This is a genomic window from Dellaglioa sp. CoH-56-MRSF-12, from assembly GCF_056782075.1.
This window is the reverse complement of the sequence record NZ_JBXAYD010000182.1, coordinates 1-231: the sequence shown is the minus strand read 5'-3', so window position 1 is coordinate 231 and position 231 is coordinate 1. Positions and strand designations below refer to the sequence as shown.

Below are 231 nucleotides of genomic sequence, written 5' to 3'. Positions count from 1 at the left end.
ACCGTCATCCTGCTGATCTTCGCCGCGGGCCAGGGCAAGAACCCGTGGACCGGGCCGCACCCGGACTACTTCTCATACGCGACGATCTGGGACGGCCTCTGGTACAACATCGTCGCGGTCAGCGGCTACCCGGCGACGCTGCCGTCGAACGACGGCCTGCACGTGACGGAGAACGCCTGGGCCTTCCTGCCCGGCTACCCGGGGCTGGTCGACGCGGTGATGTTCGTGACC

The 231-nt window shown here is 68.0% G+C and carries 1 protein-coding gene; it reads left to right on the top strand.

Annotation, left to right across the window (positions count from 1 at the left end):
* Window positions 1-231 (top strand): hypothetical protein (locus tag AC1RPY_RS08245; RefSeq protein WP_481763198.1); only part of this gene is annotated, 231 nt, incomplete at both ends.